Annotated in this window: 21 protein-coding genes; 19 read left to right on the top strand and 2 right to left on the bottom strand. The window is 48.3% G+C overall.

The genetic code is table 11. From position 1 onward, the window contains the following. On the top strand, positions 1–687 hold a 687-nt coding region (locus AMS66_RS33725), incomplete at its 5' end, for an LLM class flavin-dependent oxidoreductase (protein ID WP_236703387.1). A gap of 71 nt (positions 688–758) precedes the next feature. Here the strand turns inward: AMS66_RS33725 and AMS66_RS13975 are convergent. Continuing rightward, positions 759–1,325 (bottom strand): DUF421 domain-containing protein, encoded by a 567-nt coding sequence (locus tag AMS66_RS13975; RefSeq protein WP_053781375.1) that lies wholly within the window; start codon positions 1,323–1,325, stop codon positions 759–761. Between the two features lie 285 nt (positions 1,326–1,610). On the opposite strand from AMS66_RS13975, the gene AMS66_RS13970 reads away from it, so the two are divergent. The 12 genes from AMS66_RS13970 to AMS66_RS13915 all read left to right on the top strand — a co-directional run bounded on the left by AMS66_RS13970 (position 1,611) and on the right by AMS66_RS13915 (position 14,056). Next, positions 1,611–2,048 carry a HEAT repeat domain-containing protein gene (locus AMS66_RS13970; RefSeq protein WP_201782173.1) on the top strand — a complete coding sequence of 146 codons (438 nt, stop codon included), beginning with the start codon at positions 1,611–1,613 and terminating at the stop codon, positions 2,046–2,048. Positions 2,049–2,124: 76 nt separating this feature from the next. Further along, positions 2,125–2,787: a ribonuclease H gene (gene rnhA / locus AMS66_RS13965; protein WP_053781373.1), complete on the top strand. Its 663-nt coding sequence runs from the start codon at positions 2,125–2,127 to the stop codon at positions 2,785–2,787. A 194-nt stretch (positions 2,788–2,981) separates the two neighbouring features. Further along, the gene (locus AMS66_RS13960; RefSeq protein ID WP_053781372.1) at positions 2,982–3,851 is read left to right on the top strand and encodes an alpha/beta fold hydrolase; all 870 of its coding nucleotides are present in this window, start codon (positions 2,982–2,984) and stop codon (positions 3,849–3,851) included. 154 nt (positions 3,852–4,005) lie between these two features. Then, positions 4,006–4,995, top strand: a complete 990-nt coding sequence (locus AMS66_RS13955; RefSeq protein ID WP_053781371.1) for a serine/threonine protein kinase — start codon at positions 4,006–4,008, stop codon at positions 4,993–4,995. Positions 4,996–5,265: 270 nt separating this feature from the next. Further along, entirely contained in the window at positions 5,266–6,579 is a 1,314-nt protein-coding gene (locus AMS66_RS13950; RefSeq protein ID WP_236703386.1) for an ABC transporter substrate-binding protein, read from the top strand. Positions 6,580–6,646: 67 nt separating this feature from the next. Beyond that, positions 6,647–7,528, top strand: coding sequence for a carbohydrate ABC transporter permease (locus AMS66_RS13945; RefSeq protein ID WP_053781370.1), 882 nt, complete (start codon positions 6,647–6,649; stop codon positions 7,526–7,528). A gap of 26 nt (positions 7,529–7,554) precedes the next feature. Further along, positions 7,555–8,373 carry a carbohydrate ABC transporter permease gene (locus tag AMS66_RS13940; protein WP_407944539.1) on the top strand — a complete coding sequence of 273 codons (819 nt, stop codon included), beginning with the start codon at positions 7,555–7,557 and terminating at the stop codon, positions 8,371–8,373. A 26-nt stretch (positions 8,374–8,399) separates the two neighbouring features. Further along, positions 8,400–9,953 carry a DUF4127 family protein gene (locus tag AMS66_RS13935; RefSeq protein WP_053781368.1) on the top strand — a complete coding sequence of 518 codons (1,554 nt, stop codon included), beginning with the start codon at positions 8,400–8,402 and terminating at the stop codon, positions 9,951–9,953. A gap of 29 nt (positions 9,954–9,982) precedes the next feature. Continuing rightward, positions 9,983–10,678 carry an N-acetylmannosamine-6-phosphate 2-epimerase gene (locus tag AMS66_RS13930; protein WP_053781367.1) on the top strand — a complete coding sequence of 232 codons (696 nt, stop codon included), beginning with the start codon at positions 9,983–9,985 and terminating at the stop codon, positions 10,676–10,678. Continuing rightward, a complete protein-coding gene (locus AMS66_RS13925) occupies positions 10,665–11,492 on the top strand; it encodes a MurR/RpiR family transcriptional regulator (RefSeq protein WP_053781366.1) in 828 nt (275 codons plus the stop codon). The genes AMS66_RS13930 and AMS66_RS13925 overlap by 14 nt, the downstream gene beginning before the upstream one ends. Positions 11,493–11,520: 28 nt before the next feature. Beyond that, positions 11,521–12,474 carry an ROK family protein gene (locus tag AMS66_RS13920; protein ID WP_082350687.1) on the top strand — a complete coding sequence of 318 codons (954 nt, stop codon included), beginning with the start codon at positions 11,521–11,523 and terminating at the stop codon, positions 12,472–12,474. Beyond that, a complete protein-coding gene (locus tag AMS66_RS13915; RefSeq protein WP_053781365.1) occupies positions 12,464–14,056 on the top strand; it encodes an FAD-dependent oxidoreductase in 1,593 nt (530 codons plus the stop codon). The genes AMS66_RS13920 and AMS66_RS13915 overlap by 11 nt, the downstream gene beginning before the upstream one ends. Before the next feature lie 134 nt (positions 14,057–14,190). Here the strand turns inward: AMS66_RS13915 and AMS66_RS13910 are convergent, their stop codons facing one another. Next, a complete protein-coding gene (locus AMS66_RS13910; protein ID WP_053781364.1) occupies positions 14,191–16,257 on the bottom strand; it encodes a VWA domain-containing protein in 2,067 nt (688 codons plus the stop codon). A gap of 578 nt (positions 16,258–16,835) precedes the next feature. On the opposite strand from AMS66_RS13910, the gene AMS66_RS13900 reads away from it, so the two are divergent. The 6 genes from AMS66_RS13900 (at position 16,836) to AMS66_RS13875 (ending at position 22,236) form a co-directional block, all read left to right on the top strand. Beyond that, positions 16,836–19,004, top strand: coding sequence for a hypothetical protein (locus tag AMS66_RS13900; protein WP_053781362.1), 2,169 nt, complete (start codon positions 16,836–16,838; stop codon positions 19,002–19,004). Between the two features lie 182 nt (positions 19,005–19,186). After that, entirely contained in the window at positions 19,187–19,612 is a 426-nt protein-coding gene (locus AMS66_RS13895) for a hypothetical protein (protein WP_053781361.1), read from the top strand. Positions 19,613–19,738: 126 nt separating this feature from the next. Next, the gene (locus AMS66_RS13890) at positions 19,739–20,200 is read left to right on the top strand and encodes a J domain-containing protein (protein ID WP_053781360.1); all 462 of its coding nucleotides are present in this window, start codon (positions 19,739–19,741) and stop codon (positions 20,198–20,200) included. A gap of 42 nt (positions 20,201–20,242) precedes the next feature. After that, positions 20,243–20,794: an FHA domain-containing protein gene (locus AMS66_RS13885; RefSeq protein ID WP_082350719.1), complete on the top strand. Its 552-nt coding sequence runs from the start codon at positions 20,243–20,245 to the stop codon at positions 20,792–20,794. A gap of 42 nt (positions 20,795–20,836) precedes the next feature. Then, complete coding sequence (locus AMS66_RS13880) at positions 20,837–21,370, top strand: FHA domain-containing protein (protein WP_053781358.1); 534 nt, start codon at positions 20,837–20,839, stop codon at positions 21,368–21,370. Continuing rightward, a complete protein-coding gene (locus AMS66_RS13875; protein ID WP_236703383.1) occupies positions 21,355–22,236 on the top strand; it encodes a PP2C family protein-serine/threonine phosphatase in 882 nt (293 codons plus the stop codon). The genes AMS66_RS13880 and AMS66_RS13875 overlap by 16 nt, the downstream gene beginning before the upstream one ends.

The following is a 22,236-nucleotide window of genomic DNA, read 5'->3' as shown; positions in this document are numbered from 1 at the left end:
TCTGTCCTGTATCCGACCATCCAAAAGCCACATCCACCACTCTATTTTGGAGGTTCCTCGGGAGCTGCAATGGAAGTGGCGGCGGACCATGTCGATGTGTATTTAACATGGGGTGAGCCTCCAGGTCAGGTGGAAGCCAAAATTCATCAAATGCGGGAGCTGGCTGCGAAAAAAGGAAGAAGCATTCGTTTTGGCATACGCATGCATGTTATTGTGCGTCGGACAGCAGATGAAGCATGGAAGGCCGCAAATGAGCTGATCGCCCACCTGGATGACGAGACGATAGCCTCTGCCCAGAAAATCTATGCCCGCATGGATTCCGTGGGACAACAACGAATGGCCAGTCTGCATAATGGTGATCGTTCCAACCTTGAGATTAGCCCCAATCTTTGGGCGGGCATCGGATTGGTCAGAGGAGGAGCTGGAACAGCACTTGTCGGTGATCCCGATCAGGTCGCAGCCAGAATCAGAGAATATGAAGAGCTGGGAATCGAGACCTTCATTTTATCCGGTTATCCGCACCTGGAGGAAGCTTATCGTACCGCGGAGCTGTTGTTTCCCAAGCTTCAGTACTCGCAACATGGAGAAAGCGGCGATCGTTCCTTTGTCGGCCCATTTGGTGAAATCATTGCCAATACCAACATTCTAGATCGTGTGGTCAAAACGGAAGTTACCTCCAAATCCTAATTTCATAACGGATTGCCGAATTAGACAACTAAAACACACCTGAAAGCATTAGGCATTCGGGTGTGTTTTATTTACTGTATCTTGGAGTCAATCGGACGCGAGTGTCCATCCTGAATGACCTCCTGGAACAGGTCCTTGGATTCCGTGGGCCACGTTCCTTGCTTCAGAAGTGCTTCCAAATCGCCTATGGTTACTGGGCGTGCGTGTCGTTTGAGCACATATCCGAGTTGCCCGTTTGGTTCCATCGTGGCCGTTTCCAGATCGGCAATACTTGTAATCCCTTTTTCCCGCAGTTGCATCTCCAACTGGTCCACCGAAAAGCGCATGCGTTTCAAATTCGGCAGATTCAACTTTCCATCTTCTACGACAACCTTCGATTTTCCGCTCATCAGTTTTTCAAACCAATTAAACTTCAATTGCAATTGTTCAACGAGCAGGAGCGTGAGGATAAATACCGCCGCTGACCCGATTGCTTTGCCTAACTCGTGATTCGCGATAGGCTGCACGATCGTGGTCCCAATCGAGATAATGATAACGGTCGTGGCGACACTCATCTGCGAGATTGATTTACGTCCAGCAATCCGTAGCAGAATCATGCCAATCAGTACAAGCAAGATGGATTTCCATATCCAGTCCATTGATTGTATTCCTTTCTGTACCAAATCATTGTCGTATTTATTAGCCTGTTCTTGATCTGGTTGAAATATACAATCGCTTAGGACAAGAGATGTGGATAAGGAAAATAGTCCCGACATTATAAGGACCATTATACTACATCCTAAAATAAGGTAATGACCGATATTATTATGAAGAGCTTTCTTCTAACAAAATGAGGAGTGATACAACGTACAATGTATACGAACATGATACAAAAGCATCTTTCCGAAGGAGATATGGAAGGCGTTGTTAAACAAATAGCACATATGGGTCAAAAAAAGGATACAACTCAATTTGCTTACTTGATTGAACTCCTGAAATCTACTGACAACAAAATACTGCGAAACGAAATTGCCATCGCATTATCTGACATTGGAGATGATCGAGCAGTCGAACCGTTAATTGAAGTCATCACAGACCCCAAGACATCAGGAAGCAGAGGCACACTGCTATATGCTCTTGAAAACCTGAATTACATAGTACATATAGAGAACATTATTCCATTTATCGGTGATTCCAGTCTGGAAGTGAGCGCGCAATCATTTATGTTGCTGGAGCAAATGATGGATAGGTTATCGGATTCACAAAACCTTGGGTGTCAACAACGGATTGAAATCCAAATCTCACATAACCAAAGCAAGCTTCTGGAAGTAGCATTGGACATGTTGAAGAAATGGAGGGAATCCACTGTAGGAACAAGATGAATCCACTCCTTTCAATCTCACCTCCCTATCGTTTACAATAAGGAATTGAATGCAGCAAACGAAGGAGCGGGTCATATTGGCAAAGCAGAAATACTATGTCGTCTGGGCAGGTAAGCAGCCTGGCGTATACAGCACCTGGGCAGAATGCAAAGCACAGACAGATCATTTTACCGGAGCAAAATATAAATCGTATGAATCGAAAGTTGCTGCCGAAGAGGCATATCGTGCGGGATGGAAAGGAAATTGGGGGACTGGTGCTAGAGGATCAGGCGCTTCTTCGAAGACGAAGTCTGGCAGTAGCGGAAGAAGCGCGGGCATGGAGACCTCCGCAGAAATTGACTATGACAGCATCTCGGTTGACGTTGGTACACGCGGTAACCCAGGTCCGGTGGAGTACAAAGGGGTTGATACCCGTACGGGTGAGATTATTTTCTCCGTTGGCCCCATTGCGAAGGGTACGAACAATCTTGGGGAATTTCTGGCAATTGTACATGCCCTGGCACATCTCAAAAAAGAGGGAAGTACCAAGACGGTCTATACGGACTCTGTCAATGCGATGAAATGGTTGAAGCAAAAAGCAGTGTCCACGACACTCGCAAGGGATGCTTCCACCGAGGAGATTTGGCTGATGATAGACCGTGCGGAGCAGTGGCTACGGACGAATACGTACAGCAATAAGGTGCTAAAATGGCAGACCAAACAGTGGGGAGAGATCAAGGCGGATTACGGCCGAAAATAGGTCTTTTTCTCTCCTATTGCTTCATTATTAATTTTCTATGAGAAACGCTGTTTACAATTTCCAGTTTCCATTCTATAATCAGTTCATTATGATAAGTTACACATATGAAGGAGCCTGTCATCAGCGGGCTCTTTTATATTTATGGACCATAAATCCATAGATTGTTGAAAGAGTATACTTTGCAGGAGGCAGACATGAGTTCCATTTATAGAAGTGAAGAAGGCAAGAGCAGCATACTTGAGGAATACGAAGCGTATGTTGAGCAATTGGGCGAGGGTTTTACACGAGAGTACGTGGAGACACGTTTTGGACAAACGCATGTTTTATTAACAGGTCCAGAAGACGGTAAGCCGCTATTTATTCTCCAGGGCGGAAATTGTGTGAATCCGATGACGTTGTCATGGTTCTCTTCCTTATTCAAAGAATACCGGATTATCGCGCCGGATACGATCGGTCATCCAGGCTACAGTGAAGAAACACGAATTTCGGCAAGGTTTGATAGTTTGGCTTTGTGGATTTCTGATTTGCTGGACCACTACAAGATCGAAAAAAGTGCGTTTATCGGACCTTCCTTTGGAGGCGGAATTATCCTAAGATTGGCAACCTACATTCCGGACCGAATTGCATGTTCTGTTCTGGTAGCACCCGCTGGCCTGGCCGTGGGATCCAAGATTAAAATGGCTCAGGATATTGTGTTACCTCTCGTAACGTACAGAATGACTTCTTCTCCTACTTCTTTGCAAAAGATCGCGGATATCATGTCATGCAGCTGTATGAAGGAAATAGATAAAAATATAATCGGGAAAATCTTCAAATACGTCAGTCTGGAGCAGGATATGCCGAAGCTTACAGAGCAGGAGGAATTGGTGAATTATACATCGCCAACACTGCTGCTGGTGGGAGAGAAGGATGTCTTTTTCCCGGCAGATAGGGTCATTGAAAGAGCTGAGAAGATTATTCCGAATGTCAAAGCAATTAAATACGACACAGGTCATTTTCCGTCCCAGGACGTGTTGATCCAGATGAACCAAGAAATTCAGCAATTCTTACAGAAGAATTATTAAATTTAGAATTTATCAATATTTCCGCATGAGGATGATTCAAATTGCATCATTTGGTTTATATAGATGGTTGGCGATGAAACGCCTGTCTAGTTGGACTGAATGATGCAACATGCGGCAAGTCTTCCGATCGACAAGGTTGAAAAGAGGGTCTGTTATGAAAAAGGACAATTGCAAAATGGCATTGCAACGCAATGTAATTTTAAATGATACATATCAGGTAAGACATCTCATGGCTAGTAGCGAGCTGGCGATTGTATATGCAGGAAGAGATCGGAATACAGGTGCGAAAGTAGCGATCAAGGAGTTTTTCCCGCAAAGGCTGGCGGCACGTCAGGCCGACAAACGGGGAGTGTTCTGTTCTTCACGAGGGTTCGGTGGTCAGTATCAGGAGCTTCTTGCTGCATTTTTGGTAGAAGGAGAGCTGTTATCCACGTTGGATCATCCTCATATTGTTCCGTATGTGGATCATTTCGAAGAAAACGACACAGGGTATCTTGTTATGGAGTACTGCCCAGGTATAACCCTGACCGAATATCTCATTGAGCGAAATCATGCGCTGGATGCGGCATTTATTACGGAGACGCTGCTTCCATTGGTAGATACACTGGACTATATTCATAAGCAGGGAATTCTTCATCGCGATGTGAAGCCATCCAATATTATGGTGATGGAAGACGGTACGCCTAAACTACTGGACTTCGGTTCAGCAGCTCGCTGGCCTGTACAATCCGGAGAAAAACAGGCGATCTTTACATCGGCTGGGTATTCACCTCTTGAATTCTACTCCGAGAAATCCAGTCAGGGGCCGATGTCAGACATATATAGTCTGGCAGCGTTGCTTCATTATTGGACATGCGGGCAGCCCCCTATGGACGTGAAACAGAGATTGTTCCGCGATGAATTGCCGTCTGTGCGTTCTCATAATGAGTATGTGAACCGATGGCTCGCACGTGTGATTCACTGGGGATTGTCTGTTCGTTCCGAGCAGCGTTGTGCGTCTCTCGCTTGGGTTAAGAGATCACTTCAAGTACAAGCCTGGATGTGGAAAATACGCAAGCCTGGCACGGTAGAATGGACATTATCAGAAAATGAACATACCCAAGTCTACGAAGCAGAGCCGAAGAAACAGCATGAGACGGCTTGAATCCAGCATTTTCTTACCCATGTAGTGAAGCTTAACTAACAAGCCAGTTTGGTCCTTTCACGGATTGAACTGGCTTGTTTTTTGTGTTTTTTGTAGCAGAGCGCTGGAACATAAAAGAAAAATTATTTCTTTTTTTAATTTATTTATGGAAGAATACTTCATTCTAATTCCAGAGTCTGCATATACTCCATTGGAAAGATGGAGTGATAAGCCAGGAAACTGACATAAGCGCCGACTCCCGTCTTACACCAAACTGAGGGGGAATGTTGTGTGACCACCAACAGAAAGGGCTTCACAGTATCTTTGCTGCTAGTCGTCATGATGTCTATGCTGCTTGCCGCCTGCGGAGGAAATGGCAATACGGCGGGAACGCCGAGTCCGGGAAGCACTGGGGAGACGGGAACGGAAGCTGGGAAGCCGGTGACGTTGGAGTTCTGGACGATTGCGCTACAGCCAACCTTCAACGATTACTTCAATGATTTGATTTCTGCCTATGAGAGCAGCCACCCCGGGGTAACAGTGGAGTGGAAGGACTATCCTTATGATGCAATCTCCCAGCGTTTGTTGACCCGCACAGCCAGTGGCAAAAGCCCTGATGTTGTGAATCTCAATACCGAATTTGCCAGTCAATTGGGAAGCAAGGGAGCGCTGCTGAATCTGAACGAATACCTGACAGATGAGGAAGCGAAGAGTTACTTTGAAGGCATTTATAATTCTACGGTTTTGGATGGCAAAGCATATGCGCTTCCATGGTACACAGGTATCGAAGTGCTGTTCATGAATACTAAGCTGGTGAAGGAAGCAGGCCTTGATCCGGCAAATCCGCCGCAGACCCGAGAGGAGCTGGTGGAGTGGGCTCGTCAGGTCCATGAGAAGACGGGAGTGGCCGGATATGCACAGCAGCTTGTCTCCAAGCTGTTTCCAATCGACGGCATCCCGATTCTAAATGAGGACAAAACGGCCGCCGCTTTTAATACACCGGAAGCAGAGGCGATGATCGCTCATATGTGCGACTTGATGGCAGAAGGTGTGGTGCTGAAGGAGGATGCGGAATTCAGCAAGCAGATCCAGTATTTTTCCGGAGAGCAGGTCGCTTTCCAATTGTCGGGTCCGACGTTTATCAACTTCATCAAGAAGTCGGCGCCTGATGTTTACAAGAATACAATTGCGGTAACGCTTCCAACGGGCAAAGCGAACCTGCGGCTCTCCAATTCCATGGATCTCGTCGTGCCACAGAAATCCAAAAATCCCGAGCAAGCAGTGGAATTTGCCGCCTTTATGACCAATGCAGAGAATCAGACCGCTTTCTCTAAGGTAGCCAATACGCTGCCGTCGAGCAAAGCCTCCATTGAAGATCCGTTCTTTACGGAATCAGACGGTTCATTGGAAGCCGAAGCCAAGGTAGCTTCCTCCCAAAGTCTTGATAAAGCGACTGACTACATGGTCGGCGTACCGAATGCAGGAGATATCAACTCCGCATTGGCGCGGGGGTTGCAGGAAATTTTGATGAACGGAGCAGATATTAAAGAAACGTTGAACGCGGTGGAGAAGGAAGTCAACCAAATTCTTAACCAGGATTCCTAAAGATGAACGGTACTGTCTGATGAGGGGGGCACTCCCCCTCGATCCTAGAGGAGAGGGAGGCGTAGCCTTGTACAAGGCGATTCGATCCGAATCTTTTGCTGCATGGGCGTTTATGGCACCGGGATTGTTGTTTCTGGCGGTTTTTACCTTTTGGCCGATTATTTACGGGATACCCCTCTCATTAACGGATTATTCTGTCATCTCGGAGACGCATTTTGTCGGTCTGGATAACTTCACCCGGGCCTTCCAAGATCACAATTTCTTGATATCACTGTGGAATTCGCTGGTGTATGTGCTGGTTGTGCCGGTGATTCAAATCATCTCGATCCTCATGGCAATTCTGGTCAACAGCCGCATTCCGGGCCTCAAAATGTTCAGGGCTGCCTACTACATACCGGTCGTAACTTCTATGGTTGCGGTGGCGCTGATCTGGAGCTGGCTGTTGGGCAATAATGGAGTGGTCAATTATCTTCTGCTGAAGGTTGGCATTCTCAGTGAGCAGGTCTCCTGGCTTTCCACGAGCAGTACGGCGCTGTATGTTCTGATGTTCATCACCATGTGGAAGGGTCTCGGCTATTACATGATGCTCTATCTGGCAGGACTCCAGAACATTCCGGCAGATCTGTACGAAGCTGCAAGGGTGGACGGAGCGGGACCGCTGAGACTGATTGTTCATGTGACGCTTCCGCTGCTGCGGCCGCATATTCTCTTTTGCACCGTAATTTCGGTGATGGGTGCCGTTCGTGTGTTCGATGAGGTCTATATTCTGACCAAGGGCGGGCCGGGAACGTCCACATTGACCTCGAGTGTTTATATTTTTCAAAAAGGGCTGGAGCAGTTCAATTTCGGTTATGCCTCGGCGCTTGGGCTGATCGTCAGTGTGATGATAGCAGCGCTCAGTGTGTTGGTGTTCCGGCTGAACCGGAAAGGCGGGGTGAATACCTATTGATGCGGAGTACGCTATCGTCTAAAACAATGAAAAAAAGCCTTCGTTATTTGATCACTTACGTATTGCTGATCCTGCTTGCCCTGTTTATGATGGGCCCTTTTCTGTGGCTGCTCAGCGTATCGCTGATGCCTGGCCGTAATGTGTTTGCGAATCCGCCGGCGATCCTCCCGACCTTCATCGCGTTCGATAACTACGTACAGGTGTGGGCGTTCATGGATTTTCCACGCTATATCATAAATACTGTGGTGATTACGCTCCTTGGAGTGGTATTTAACATCTTCTTGTCCTGTCTGACGGCGTATCCACTCGCAACCTTTCGGTTCAAGGGACGTAATCTGGTTTTCACGTTGCTCATCTCGACCATGATTATTCCGTCGGCGACGGCGATGATTGTGCATTATTTAACCATTCAGGCCTTTCATTTGGGCAATACGTTTCTTGGCGTTGTGCTTCCGGCTGCGGTGTCGGTATTTAACATCTTTCTGATGCGGCAAACGTTTCTGGGCATACCGACAGATATTCGGGATTCTGGCAAAATGGATGGGGCCTCTGAGTTCCGTATCTTCGTGCAGCTTGTCATGCCATTGGTGAAACCGGGGGTTGCCGTCATCGGTTTGCTTGAGGTTATGGCATTTTGGAACAATTTCCTGTGGCCGATTGTGGTATTGGATGATCCGCAGAAATATCCGCTGGCCGCGGCCCTGACGTATCTGAACGGGCAGTTCTCGTATAACTTCGGGTGGATTGCCGCCGGGACTATGATCTCGGTGCTGCCGATTATCGTTGTGTTCCTGTTCACCCAAAAATATTATATGGAAGGCATTGCAGGGGCGATTAAAGGATAAGAAACACAGAAAGGGTGATGGCATCCATGCCGAAGCAGTTTAAGCTAACATTTGTCCCGCTGGATGAGCGGCCTTGCAACTATGAGTTTCCGTATTTATTGGCGCAAGGAACGGAATTTACATTGGAGCGTCCCCCGCTTGAACTCATGGGCCTGAAAAAGCGTCCGGGCGATGTGGAGCAGTTGTGGACCTGGTTTGAGGAGAACTGTGTCGGGGCGGACGGAGCAGTCGTTGCATTGGATACGCTGCTCTATGGAGGGATCATTCCTTCAAGGCTGCACCAGCTGCAGCTGGATGAACTGACTGCCCGACTGGAGCGGCTGCGGGGCATTAAGCAGCGGTATCCGCAGCTAACCCTGTACGCGTTTCAACTGATTATGCGCTGCCCACAATATTCTCTGTCAGATGAGGAGCCGGATTATTACGCCGATTGGGGACGGGAGATTTTTCGTAAAGGTTTCATCAGCCATCGGCTGGAGCTGGGGATGGCGACTGAAGAGGAGATCCGCGAGCTAGCCGATATCGATAAACGTCTACCAACGGAAGTGCTGGAAGATTACCTTGGACGCAGGGCGATCAATATTGAAGCGAACAAGCAAGTGCTCTCCTTGGTTAAAGAAGGAGTTATCGAGTTTATGATTGTGCCGCAGGATGATTCAGCGCCTTATGGACATACAGCCAAGGATCAGGAGAAAGTGCGGTCAAGTATTACGGTCCTTGATCTGGAACTTAAAGTCTATATGTATCCCGGTGCGGACGAAGTTGGCTGCGTATTGCTCACCAGAATGATGAACAAAACTTGTGGCAAGATGCCGTTGGTATATCCGCGATTATCATCTGTTCAGGGAGCGTTTGTTACCCCGCTGTTCGAGGACAGGTTCTTCTATGAGACGCTGAAATATCAGATTTTGGCTGCAGGTGGGCTGATTGTACCCAGTGCGACTGAAGCGGATCTGGTGCTGTTAATTAGCACACCGGGGGAAACGATGGCGGAGGCGGTGTCGCAGCAGCATTCTTTCTACAGCTATGATGTATACCGGAATCTGATGGAACTAGTTGAATATGGACATTTTCTACTCATGAGCAAGGAGAAGCCAGTCGCTGTAGCGGATGTCGGATATGCCAATGGTGGGGATCAGAAGCTGGTCAAGATGCTGCGGCAAAAAGACATGTTATTTGATCTGGCTGGATACGCGGCCTGGAATACCAGCTCCAACTCGCTTGGAACCGTCATTTCGCAGGCCATGATTTATCTGCTCTATGGTCGTACACCGTCGCATCTTGATTTCCTGGCCCTCCGGTATGCTGAAGATGTCTGCTATTGTTCAGTCGTTCGGGGAGAACTTAGCAATGGCCCGGTGCAGGAGATGGGTTATGGCAAATACATGCTGGATGGGTCTCGCGGACGAGTTGCCGCCCGAGTAGAGGAAAGACTGCGTCAAGAGCTTGCTGTGCGGATCAATAGTGCAGCGGGGAGCATCCAGATTACGGACTGTTATATGCCGTGGAACCGGATGTTCGAAGTCGGCTTGTCTGTACGATTTGTACCATCCAACCCGGGTAAGGAAAACAGAATATAAGAGAGAGGGTGAGAACCCTGACAAAGGTAATGCTGGAGAAACTGCATTTGGGTCTGATTGTTTCCTGCCAGGCGTTGGCTGACGAACCGCTGCATGGCGCGGCGATGATGGCCCGGATGGCTGCGGCTGCGGAGGAAGGTGGGGCTGCTGGGATTCGGGCGAACGGGGCAGCTGATGTGCGTGCGATCAAGCAGGCGGTTTCGCTGCCGGTTATCGGCATCGTGAAGCGCAATTACCCGGACTCTGCTGTATACATCACCCCAACACTCAGAGAAATTGACGAGCTGCTGGAGGCCGGCGCAGATATCATTGCATTTGATGCGACCCGCCAGAACAGACCGGAAAATCATACATTGGAGCAAATCACCACTTATCTGAACGCATGTGGGGCATCTTCCATGGCCGACATCTCGATTCTGGAGGAAGCTTTATACGCTGAATCGCTTGGAGTGAGCTGTGTTTCGACTACCCTATCGGGTTATACACCGTATTCCCGGCAGCAGGAAGGGCCCAATTTGGAGCTGCTGGAGATGTCCGCCCAGCAGTTGAAGATTCCGGTCATTGCTGAAGGACGGATCAGTCAGCCCTCTCAGGTGGAAGAGGCGTTTAATCAGGGGGCATACGCTGTTGTGGTAGGCTCTGCGATTACCCGGCCACAGCTGATCACCCGGCGGTTTGCAGCAGTGACCAGAAAAGTGAGGATGAAGAGTAATGGAAATGAATGACCGAATTAATACGTATTATCCTTCCATGACCAAATCAGAGCAGAAAGTGGCCCGTTGCGTACTGGAAAACCCGGACAATATCATCTATTTTTCTGTGACCGAGCTGGCTGATTTTGCTGGTACGGGAGAGACCACGGTCATGCGATTCTGCCGCAAAATCGGATTTAAAGGTTACCAGGATTTCAAGCTAATGCTGGCCCAAGGGCTGCCGAAACGGCAATACCAGTCAGACGGCGAGCAGGGAGAGGACGATTACGCTGACCATCTCTATGCCTCGATGGTTGGTGTGCTGCAATCCAGCTTGGGTATGCTGGATCGGGAGCAGTTGGAGCAGGCGGTGAAGTGCCTGGATGGCGCACGTCATGTGCAATTTTTCGGTGTAGGCTCGTCAGGCATTACAGCTATGGATGCCAAGAATCGCTTTCTGCGCATCGGGCGGCGTGCGGAAGCGAATTCCGACAGTCATATCCAGTCCATGATGGCGGTAACGATGGGAGAAGGTGATGTGGCTTTTGGTATCAGCGTGTCCGGCAGTACGCTGGATACCAACGATATGCTGATGAAGGCCAAACAAAACGGGGCTAAGGTGATTGCCATGACCAACTATGCCAAATCTCCGATTGCTTCCATTGCGGATATCCTGCTATTGACCGCCGGGAAGGAGTCTCCCCTTGAAGGCGGCTCTGTAGGCGCTAAAATCTCTCAGCTGTTCATTATTGACCTGCTCTGCCAGGGACTGGAGCGCCAGCATGGCGAAGAGACCAAAAAGATGAAGGAATTAACGGCGAGGGCGGTTATCGACCGTATTTATTGAAGTGTTTGTGTGAATAGGGGGAGAGCAGATGGCGCAGGTCATTGGCGTTGATGTAGGAGGCACAGGCATTAAGGGGCTTGTGGTCAATGAAGCCGGAGCCGTTCTGGCGGAGGCTACGTATGCAACAGAGGCCCGGCTGGGGCGGAAGGCCATACTTGGTCAGCTCTGTGGGTTAGTAGGTGAACTGCTGTCTAGCTATGGAGAAGTGAAGGCACTGGGCATTGCCTCGGCGGGAAGGGTGAATGTGGAAACGGGTGAAGTGATCCACGCTACGAACAATTTACCTGGCTGGCAGGGCATGCCGCTAACCGAGTGGGCAACCGGGGAATTTGGCCTGTCTTCGACTGCCGATAACGACGCCAATGCTGCACTGCTCGGCGAGGTGTGGCTTGGTACTGGCCGCGGGAAGCAGAATCTGGTGATGCTGACTCTTGGAACCGGGGTCGGAGGGGCCAACATGGCATTTGGCAGGATGCTGCGGGGTGTAGACTGGCGTGGAGGCGATTGGGGACACAGCGTTCTGGTGCCTGAAGGTCGGCCCTGCAATTGTGGTAAACGCGGCTGCGTGGAGCAATATATTTCCGGTAGTGCACTGCTGCGGTTGGCGCGGGAACAGAAGGACAACATCTATACTCATGGTCGAGAGATTATGACCGCTGCAGGCCAGGGAGAAGCAGCTGCCCTGTACATTTTGGAGCGTTACATAGCTGATTTGGCTTTGGTTATTGAGAATATCGCTGCCTCGGTAGATCCCGAAGTGATTATTCTTGGCGGCGGAGTGACCCAAGATCAGGCTATATGGTGGCCGTTGCTTACCGCTAAGCTATCCAGTGTCGGGTTAGCAGACCGGGTATCCGTAGCTGAACTCGGTAACTGGGCAGGCTGTTTCGGGGCGGCGCAGCTGGCATTGGAAAGCCTGCGCGAGGAGGGTGTTGGCTGGTCTGGCAGCAGTGAAGGGGAGGAGACAAAGCATGAGAATTGAACAGGAGAAACGCAGTGACATCATCATTATTGGTGGAGGTCTTGGTGGGACGGCGGCTGCGCTGGCTGCAGCGAAGGCAGGGCAGAGGGTGCTTTTGACGGAAGAGACGGACTGGCTTGGCGGTCAATTAACCTCACAGGCAGTGCCGCCGGATGAGCACCGCTGGATTGAACAATCTGGCAGTACTGCATCGTACCGCGAGTTCCGCAGCAGGGTCAGAGATTATTACAGAAGGAACTACCCCCTTACGGATGCTGCTAAGAGCAATCCTGTTCTCAATCCCGGTAATGGCTGGGTGAGCCGCTTGGCGCATGAGCCGAAGGTCGCGCTTGCCGTTTTGCATGAAATGCTGGCCCCTTACGTGAATACCGGCCGGATCGAAGTGCTCTATCATACCGTGCCAGTTCATGTGGATACAGCAGGTGAGCGGGTGACAGGCGTGACTGTGCGTGAAGGGCGAAGTGGGAGATTGAGTAAGCTCCAGGGTTCCTATTATCTGGATGCCACAGAATGCGGCGACCTGCTTCCTCTTGCCGAAGTAGAGCATGTAAGTGGGGCGGAATCTCGGCGGGATACGGGGGAGCCGCATGCCCTGGAAGATGCGGACCCGCTAGACATGCAGTCGATTACCCATGTGGCGGCGGTGGATTATGTACCGGGTGGAGACTTCACGATCCCCCGCCCGCAGAATTATGATTACTGGCGTCAGTATGTTCCTTCGTTCTCACTGTATCCAATCCTGAGCTGGTACGCTTCGGATGCCAATGATACCTCCAAGCTGAAGGAGTTCACGATGTTCCCGAATGATCAGGGCATTGTCTCCTTGTGGGATTATCGGCGGATCGTTGACCCGGCTATCTGGACAAAGCCACTGAATGATGGTGAAGTCACGTTGCTTAACTGGGCACTGAACGATTATTACGCCGGGCCGATCATTGGCGTATCGCCGGAGGAACGTGAGCAGCATCTGGAAGGGGCGAGGCAACTCACCCTCTCTTTGGTATACTGGCTTCAGAGCGAAGCTCCCCGTCTGGACGGCGGACAGGGTTATCCGGGCCTAAGGCTGCGTGGAGATGTGCTCGGTACGGAGGACGGTCTCGCGAAAGCTCCGTATATACGGGAATCACGGCGAATCCGAGGATTATATACCATTACCGAGCATGATGTGAGCAAGGAATTGCGCGGAGCAGAGGGAGCCAAACGTTACGAGGACAGTGTGGGGGTAGGCAGTTATCATCTCGATCTCCATCCGACAACCGTGAGTCAGCGGACCTTTTATATTCCAAACCATCCCTATGAGATTCCGCTGGGTGCACTTATCCCGGTTCGGGTCAAGAACTTGCTTCCGGCCTGCAAAAATATCTCCATGACCCAGATTGCGAATGGTTGTTATCGTCTGCATCCCACCGAATGGAATATTGGCGAGGCTGCCGGTTCCCTTGCCGCTTATGCGATTGCACAGCAAGTTGAACCTTCTGAGGTGAGGGCTTCGACGGAGCATCTTCACGCTTATCAGAAGCAGCTAATTCGGCAGGGTGTTCAGCTTCATTGGACAGATGCGGAGCTGGAAGGGGAGTGTTAGACAGATTTAGGGTTAAAAAAAGATGATTCCTGTTCAGAACAGGAATCATCTTCTGTTAGTCGATTAAGTTTCTTTGTTCAACTGTTTTTACAAGAGTGCCATTCATAGGACGATTTTCATCAACACTGCGATAATTATCCCATGGCCTGCTGTGGATCTTTCTTTTGTCCTACATAGATATTGGTACTTGGTTTGATGGCTTTGTATCGAATTTCAATCTCCGTGACTCCATCCTCAAACGTAATATACAACTTTTCATTATACTCCAGAGCTTCTGTATGTCTGGGCTTCACGGGTGTTCGTCCTCGGACGACTGTGCAGTTCGTGTCATGCCGTACCAATAACGTTTCTTTTTTACCAGCTTCCAGCCAGATTCGTCCTGACTCGGGTACCTTAACCCCAATGTCCATACGATCGAATAGTTCACTGAGACTTACTTTTCGTCGCTCCAATGAAGTCAGTGGCCAATTCGTTACGGGGATATCTTCTCCGTTCGCAGTAGCCAAGAAGTATCCTTCCAGTCTTCCGCGGAATACAGGTTTTGGTTTCAGCACGAACCAATATAGTGCGAAGATACCACCAGCTGCGAGGAGACCGAGTCCCGTATATAGGAGTACCTTTTCACGTAAAGAATGAATTTGCAACTGGATGTCTGCGGTTATACTGGCGCCTTCGGAATCCGTTGCGGTCACCTTGATGGATGAACTACCGGTGTGAAGCGAAGTCCAACGCAGTATATTACCTTCAATGACAGCGTCTCCGAGTTTGCGTTCATTCCCACCTTCTGCGATGGCATACGTTAATGGATCATTATTGGCATCCTTAAAATAGTTGCTTAGGTCAACCTCTGTATTGCTATCGTCTTTGGATAACACCATGGACTCCCCGGTTGCTACAGGGGCCTGATTCGTAATATCTACATCAACGGGAGTGATTTCCCGATAAAAGTCAGGACCATCAATTCGAAGACCCCATGTGTATAGATCCGATTTTGGAAAAGTGTATTTTCCCGTAAATCCGCTGCCTGTATTGGTCAAAGGAATACGCTCTGTTTTCCCATCAGATGGGGTCACAATGAGTTCTGCTTCAAGTCCCTTGTAAACATTCAAATCCTGAATGGGTTTAGGGTTCACAGCCTGATCGTAGAGAGAGGCTTCAAATGTGATGCTTTTCCCCTTAACTGGCTGTTCCGTTGCCATATTTGCAACCGCAGACACGTTATAGTTTCCAAGTAGGTTGATCTTCACCAAATCTCCGCTGCGCCCCTTGAATTTCAGCTTGAACTGTCCTTTGATCGGACGAATGATCTTCATTAGAGCATATTTATCAGATCGGATGAAGCTGACATTGCTGGACTGATAATACAGCTGCGCTTCAGAGACAGCATGATCAGAGAGCATGATAATGTTGGCATCCGCCATGCTTGAATTGGGAATGTCCACAGTTACCTCCTGCATTGCCCCTGTTGCTGTTACTGCTGCCACAGATACAAGAACAGATTGAATCTGATCTGCAAAAATCCGGTTGAAAATTTCAGGCAAGTCGTCTGCACTTCCCGTGATAAAGGAAGATCCACCCGTCTCCTGAGCTATCCGCTCCAGTTCAGCGGGGTTAACCGTACCATCGCGGTTTAGTCCAACGGTGTAAATGGGATAATCAGCTTTTTGTGCCATCTCAATCACCTTGTCTACATCTTTGGATGAATCAGCTGGTGTTCTGCTCGACGAGCCACGCAAATCCGTTTCCCCATCAGAGAGCAAAATCATAAATGGCTTTCGTTTGTCCGTCTGGGACTGTTCGAGCAAACTCGCACCTCGGCGCAAGCCAAGTCCAAGATCTGTATAGCCTGAGCGTTTTAAGCCATCAACACGACTACGAAGGTTATTTCGTGCCCCAGAGGATGATATATCCATTAGAGGTACGGATGAAGTGATTTGATCATTATAAGCTACGAATCCCAGTCGGGTCTTAGGTCCACTACTCATATCCATAAACATATGTATAACTTCTTCGGCGATGCGATCTTTGTCGGTCTCATTCATGGAGTAGCTAACATCCAGGACAAACATGGCATCTAGCCCTTCATACGCGTGGGTCTTGACAGATGATTTCGCGTACACACACCCAATGTCCCATGCTGGAATTAAAACGCTAATCACCAATAGGGAGAGCAGTATTTTTTTGTATTTAATTAATATCATGTGAGGCTTCGAATCTCCTTTCTGGTTTGAAAACTGCGGCCCATATTTTGGACGTAATCAATTTTTTTTGAAAATCTTTTGCTTATACACAATATGACGCCGTTATGCGTAGTTTTCATTAGTTGAGAATAATGCAACACCGCATACTTTAAGTATTTTTACTCTTGATTAGGGAGAAAACCCTACTAGTCTTAAATCATTGAATCTAATCCAAATTATAGGATATTCTATATCATCGGCATGATTCATAAGGAAGTGAAGCGAATTCCAAAAATTAGTTCTATAGGTATATCGAAGGTTATAAAATGAGCTTTTAGACCTATAGTGGGTATTATTGACAAAACATATCGCTGATGATTAAGATGAATTCCATAAATCTCCAAAGCAAACGGCATAATCTGGTACATAAGTTCCAGTCGTATGTTGACAGCTCGTTCTATTGGTCTTGTGTTTGCCGGGAGCACTGATTCTCCTGGATCATGACTGAAGGCTGATAGAGACGTGCGGAGTCTCAAAAATTGATGGAGGGGGGGAAGCATTCGCCCGAATGAATCATCATCTTGGCGGATGTTGCCTGAATGGACATTATTAATCAAACGAACCGAACGATGCTTTTTGAAGAAATCAATCCCGAGAAGTTGGACTTGATCACCATTGTTGGTGATGTTAAGGGCATCGACAGTCTGAGTGACGATAAGATCAAGGAGATTAACGAACACTTGCTTGTTCGTAGCTTCGATGAGTTCCTGGACAAGTTCTCACCTAGCGTGTACTCCTTTTTCAATGCGGTAAACCAGAAAGTCATGTATACGCTTAAAAAACCGGAAGGTATTCCGGAAGAAGCGATCTCGGAGATCAAGATTGACCATAGCAACGACTTTCTTAGAATGCTCTTCACCCTGATTGATACCAAGCGCAGTCAAGGTATTACGAACGTTGATTTCAAGTTTGAAAATCTGCTCGATATGATCTCTCCGAAGAAAGTTATGGATGACATTCGTCAGGTACGGAAGGAAATTCATTACATGTATGGCCAGCATGAGAAGCTGGATGACGGCGACCCGAAGAAGCTAGATATCGGAGATAAGCTGAACGTCATGTTTGAAGATGCAAGCCGGAACTATAACAATGTCATGGCCATGCTTCCACTCGCCATTGAAGATATTAAGACCCGTTTGTTGCTGGGCCGTGCACAAGAAGAAACTTCTTCCGAAGCGATTCAGGTAGGACAACTTACGATTGGTGAGAGCGGAGAATTGAAAATTATAGAAGCTCCAAAGAGTGATAACAACGAGCTGATGCTTCTTGATGAAGCGACAAGCACCGATCTGACTCAGGTGTTTGCGGAAGATTATGACTCCCTCTCCGAGACACCTTCGCCTTATGTACAGGATCTGGTGGTCCGCACGTTCTGCCCGCTTCCGGCGGTTCAGTCCGAGGTGGATACAGCGGTAGAAGTGCAGAACTACAATACATACCTGGAGTTTTACAAAAACGCCAAGGATGATTTTGTGAAAACGGTAAAACCGCTCGTCGAGAAAATATTGGGTGTCAAAATGTTCTTTGACCAATATGCGATTAAGAACAAAGGCATGCTTCCTTCCATGCTGATCTCAAATGCCAAACTGGATATGCTCGTCAAGAGCAGTAATATTCCGCGGCTTGAGACATATCTCAACACTGTCAACGCGAAGAATGATTTTACCGATACGATCTGGTTCGGTATCGTTCCTTCCGTAGAACTGGAAAATACAGGTCAAGTCAAAGTCAGCCGTGCCCGTTTCCGTGGTAACGAGAAAGTGGTTAAACAAGACGGAAACAGCATGGAATCTCTGGCAATGCTTCTTCAGGTCGTTAAGGAATACAAGGTGCAGGTGTTCTTCAGCTTTGAATCCGGGGAAGAAACCACCTTCAGCAGCATGGCTACCGCAGGTATTGATAAGTATATCGATAAATGTTCAGTGTTGACCCGTAAGGAATACAGCGAGTTTGCCATTCCGAGTGCTCCAAACTTCACGATTATTCCCAAGGAGAAATCGGGTGTCGTTATCGACAGTCGCATGCTTCAGACGGAGAATGGTGTGGAACTTTCCAAGGAGAAGGAAGACATTCTGAAATTGTGGATTGAAGGCGTGTACGTTGGAGCGTCTTATGTATCTGCAGGGATTGTTGCTGCATATCAGTGTCCGGAATACCTGAAAGGGGCTTTCAAGAACGTCAACCGTGATTATCCAGGTGTGCGTTTTGACATTGAGGCAGGGGACAACAGCTTGCGTGTTGTAACAACGATGACCAAAGAAATTTCCGGATTTACAAATACCATCAAGGATTTGATTAACCGAAAAAACTTTGGATTTATTTTCTCATCGGAAAATGCCCAAATCCAGGATAGCGACATCAAACGGATCACGGTCTATAAAGCGAGAAGCATGGCGATGTCTGAAGATGGTTTCGATTCCTTGTACAAAACACTTGTAAGTACTTACATTGAGCGCTTGCTCCGTTTCCAAACCGGTGATTTCAAGCATGAAAATATCGTCAAATTCTTCAGCAACAATCCGAGCAGTCAGAAGAGCCGGTGGCTGGGAACTCGAGGGTCGATCAATTCGATCATTCAGGAAGGCGACGACATGAGCTTTATCATCGATGAAAAGAGCAACATGTGCCATATTGACCTGGTATTTAACGGCAACGTGAAAAATCTGGAGGTCATGATTACCAAAGGCACCAGTGCGATGAAAGTGTAAGAATACCATTGGAACAAGACTGACTATTAAATATGATTCATCAAACAACGAATTATAGACATTTATTTTGGTGTTAGAGGCAGACTTCATCGTCTTGCCTTTATACATATATTCCGGTACCTCTCCCGAGATGGTGAGCGTGCCGGGCACATTTTTTCCTAATCTTAAGGAGGTTTTTATTAATGGGTTTTGTATTGAAAGTAGAAGGCGCAGAAACAATCGAATTGGGAATGGATAATATCCGTACAGTTGTGTATGACACGGATACACCAGATGATTCCAACGCTAGATCCACAGATGTAGGCGCAACACTTCGCATCAGCGGCAAAATTATCACTGCAACCGACGGTGACAATGCAGATGACACGATGAAACTTGCTTTGTGGTCCCTCGTGCCTGCTGAAAAAGCGGATTGCTACCGCAAAGTAACCCTGGAAGTGGTTGCAGCAGATCAAGTGGTACGTAAAATTTACTTGCCTAACGCATTCGTTGTGGATTACACAGAGCGTTTCGGTGATACCGAAGGCGTAGGTGAATTCAGCCTGTTCATCAAACAGAAAAAAGACAAAACTGAATTCACTAAAATTGAGGGCGGTTTCCCTGTATAAAAGGGAACAACTGTTGTCTTGGGCCAATTCGTTTTGGTCCGGAACAACGCTGTCATGTTAAGGGGCCCTGGTGCCCCTTAATCTTTATTTACGCCCGAATACGGCAGGGAGGCAGGAAAGAATACCATGAAAGATTATTATGCCGTGCTTGGTGTAGAACGTGGAGCTTCTCCGGAGCAGATCAAGAAGGCTTATCGTCAATTGGCGAAGAAATTTCACCCGGATGTCAATGGGGGGGATGCACAGGCAGAAGCACGTTTCAAGCAAGTACACGAGGCATACAGTACACTCGGAAATTCCGAGCTTAGAGCAACTTATGATCAGCAGCTTCGAACTGGCCGTAATACAGGTCAAGCGAAGGACTCAGCATCCGATACAGCCAGATACAGTAAAGGCAATGAGAAGTCTGGGAGTGCAAATACCGAGAAGGTATGGTCGGATCCATCGCGGATGCAGGAACAGTTCGAACAATTTTTTGGCTATCACCCCAAAGGCAAGGAAAGTCCAAACGGTGGCAAAGCCGGTCCCAATAAAGGAATGGAAATGTCCGCCATGTTTGACCGATATTTCGGAGTTCGAAAAAAGTAGACCGGTAGCTCGTAATGGATCATGCCGGTTCAGGCGGAGGTTATGGAAGTGAAACGAGGAAGGTCGGTATTGACGACGGGGCTTGACGCATGCGTCGCCATGATTTCGATAGCCGTGCTGTATTACATATTTATCATCAACCGGGATATGAGTGCCCAGTGGGTAACTGGAATTATCGTGGTCCTCTCTGGAGGAGCATACCTGTATTTTAAATACATGCCAGCTACCAAGGCGGAAAAGAAGAAATTGTCTTCGCGTGTCGTGAAGCTCGTCCTTCTGGACGATGACGGTACAAGTGTGAAGGAATGGTATATTCAGGGCGAAACGAGTGTTTTGATCGGGAAAAGTTCGAAGAACAGCGAGGCTGACATTGATCTATCCGATACGCCCTATGCGTCTCTCATTAGCTCGCAGCATGCCGTATTGAACAAAGCCTCGGGTCAATGGTTTATCGAGGATATCGACTCGGCCAGTGGGGTAGGTGTACGTAAAGGAAATCAAAGCAGAGCATCCAAATTGGAAATCGAAGAACCCAGCCTGATTGAGGCAGGAGACTTAATTTATATTGCCAATACCCGCATTTTGGTGAAATAACGTTGGCGTACATCATACAAGCTTACGGGGGAATGAAACGAAATGAGTCTGACTAGATGTGGAAACGGACATATGTTCAGCACGAGACGGCACGGCAATACGTGTCCATATTGCAATCTGGCCGTTGAATCGCCAGCTACCAGTAATGGTGAGGCAGCGGGTGCAATCCCACGCGCACCTCGTACAGCAGAGGATGACAGAACGATGCCATACCTGGGCGAAACGACAGGAATTGAACCGGTAACGGGATGGATGGTGTGCATCGAGGGTCCGCAGATGGGCCAGGATTATCGAATAATGGCTGAAAAGAACTTTATTGGACGTTCGGAAGAGATGCATGTTCGCATCCTCGGGGATAACACCATTTCTCGGCGTAATCACGCGGTGATTGTGTACGATCCCAAAAAGCGGAATTTCTATTTGCTGCCCGGCGATGCTTCTGGCCTCGCATATCACAATAATGAAGCAGTCTATTCTCCGGTGGAACTGGCTGCCTACGATGTTATTCAATTGGGACGCAGCAAATTTATTTTCATTCCATTGTGCGGTGTGCACTTTGAATGGGAGCAACAGTGAACACCTTCATGATTTTGTGGAACGACAAGGAGCTAACGCCCTACTGGGTTCTTGCGGGTGGCTGTTTGTTGATTTGGTTGCTGTTATTCGCACGAAGCCGGATTCCGGTAAGGCAGCGTGACGATAGACCGGTTGGAGTTCAGATTGGCAATGGACAGACCATTGGTGCTCGCAATGAACAGGACGATTATTTTGCCTGTGCCGTGCAGCCGCATGGTGTACTTGCTGTACTTGCCGATGGGATCAGTGGATTGTCCGGTGGAAAAGTGGCGAGTACGACTGCCGTGGAAACATTTATCCGGGAGTTTGAAGAGTTGGAGCGGTTTCCTGATCCGGAAGAGTTCTGGGATGCTTCTTCCCATGCGGCAAATCAGGCCATCCTTCGGAATTTGCTGGGCATTCCCGGAGGGACAACATTGGTGTCTGCCATGATCAAGGGAAAGGATCTGTATTGGGGTGCGGTAGGAGACAGCATCTTGGCCGTGTTTCGCAATGGAGAGCTGCTTGCCATCAATCATAAGCATACACTGGAAAGCCAACTTGAAGAACAGTATATGTCTGGAGAGATCTCGGAGCAGGAGGCACTTGACAATCCGCAGCGCAAAAGGCTGGTCAACTATTTGGGGTACGACCATTTTAAACAAATGGAAATCGCGGACGAGCCGTTTGCACTGCAGCCGGCGGACAAGATTGTGTTATGCAGTGACGGGGTATACAACTCCCTCACGGAGATGGAACTGGAGACCATTCTGGCGCAAGATATTCCGCCATTTGATGCAGCCCAGGCCATCATTGATTTGATTGAAGAAAAACAGCTCGTGCATCAGGATAACGCCACGATTATCATTTTGGAGCAAGGATGGTAA

The organism is Paenibacillus xylanivorans (assembly GCF_001280595.1).
Lineage (GTDB): Bacteria > Bacillota > Bacilli > Paenibacillales > Paenibacillaceae > Paenibacillus > Paenibacillus xylanivorans.
The sequence above is the reverse complement of the archived record's forward strand: the minus strand, read 5'-3'. Positions and strand labels throughout refer to the sequence as shown.